At 76.2% G+C, this 1,195-nt stretch carries 2 protein-coding genes; both read right to left on the minus strand.

Annotated elements, in window-relative coordinates:
- Positions 1–238: RNA methyltransferase substrate-binding domain-containing protein (locus HW577_RS25350; RefSeq protein WP_332837816.1), on the minus strand; the 238-nt coding region annotated here is incomplete at its 3' end.
- Positions 235–1,195, minus strand: a 961-nt coding sequence (locus HW577_RS25355; RefSeq protein ID WP_198378854.1) for an Ldh family oxidoreductase, incomplete at its 5' end; no start/stop codon positions are given. The genes HW577_RS25350 and HW577_RS25355, both read right to left, overlap by 4 nt.

Raw genomic sequence — 1,195 nt, forward strand, 5'->3', positions numbered from 1 at the left:
GCCAGGCCAGGGCGACGATGCCGCCATGGTGCGGCGTGCCGGCGATGCGCGCTAGCTCCTCCGGCGGCACCTCCCGATACGGCCTGCGCGCGCGCGCCAGCACGGCGCAATGCGGCCCGGCCTCGCGCCGCCGCGCCGCCACGTGGAACAGCCGCATCACATCCTGCGGGCGCCGGGCGAAGAGCGCCGCCACCGCGGCGGGTCCGCAATGGCGGTCGAGGTCGGGTGGGCGCGTCACGCCGCGAGCGCGATGAGCCGCTGGTGCAGCGCGTCGGGGATCTCGACGCCATCGGCCGCGGCGCGCGCGGCGAGCGCATCCCGTCGCGCGCCGGGCAGGCGCACGCCCTCATCCGCCTGCATGGCGGCGAGGAAGGCCTCGATGCGCGTGGCGAACAGGTCCGCGCCGGCGAGCGCGCCCGGGTCGATCGCGAGCAGCGCCTGGCCCAGCCGCGGGCGATTGCCCTCGTCCACGAAGAAGCTGTCGGCCTCGAAGCCGAAGGCGGCACCGGTCAGCGCGCAGCAGAGCAGTTCCACGACGAGCGCGAGCAGCGCGCCCTTCGATCCGCCCATGGCGAGCATCGCACCCGACAGCGCGGCCTGCGGATCGGTCGTCGGGCGGCCTTCGGCATCGAGCGCCCAGCCTTCCGGGATGGCGCGGCCTTCCTTCGCCGCGACCATGATCTTGCCGCGCGCGACTTCCGATAGCGCCATGTCGATGACGAGCGGCGGCGCGTCGCGGCGGGGGAAGGCGGCGGCGATCGGGTTGGTGCCCATCAGCGGCCGCCGCCCGCCGGGCACCGGCATGGCGGCGGGCGAATTGGTGAAGGCGAGCGCGACGAGCCCCTGTTGCGCGAGGCGCGCGACGGGCAGGCCCATCGCACCCGAATGGTGGGAGTTCGTCACGCCGGCGAAGGCGACGCCATGGGCGCGCGCGCGCCAGGCGGCCTCGGATTCCGCCAGAGCCAGCGCGGGATAGGCGAGGCCGTGGCGCGCATCGATCAGCACGGCGCCGCCGCGCTCGTTCACCATGCGCGGGATGGCAGCGCCATCGGCGCGGCCGTTCTTCAGGAAGGCGGCGTATTGCGGCACGCGGGACAGGCCATGGCCGGCCTGCCCGGCGGCTTCCGCGGCGGCCAGCGCGCGCGCCGTCGCCGCCGCCATGTCGGGGTTCGCCCCCGCGGCCGCGAGCGCGCGA

It is taken from the genome of Neoroseomonas rubea (assembly GCF_016106015.1).
In the GTDB taxonomy this organism is placed as follows: Bacteria; Pseudomonadota; Alphaproteobacteria; order Acetobacterales; family Acetobacteraceae; genus Neoroseomonas; species Neoroseomonas rubea.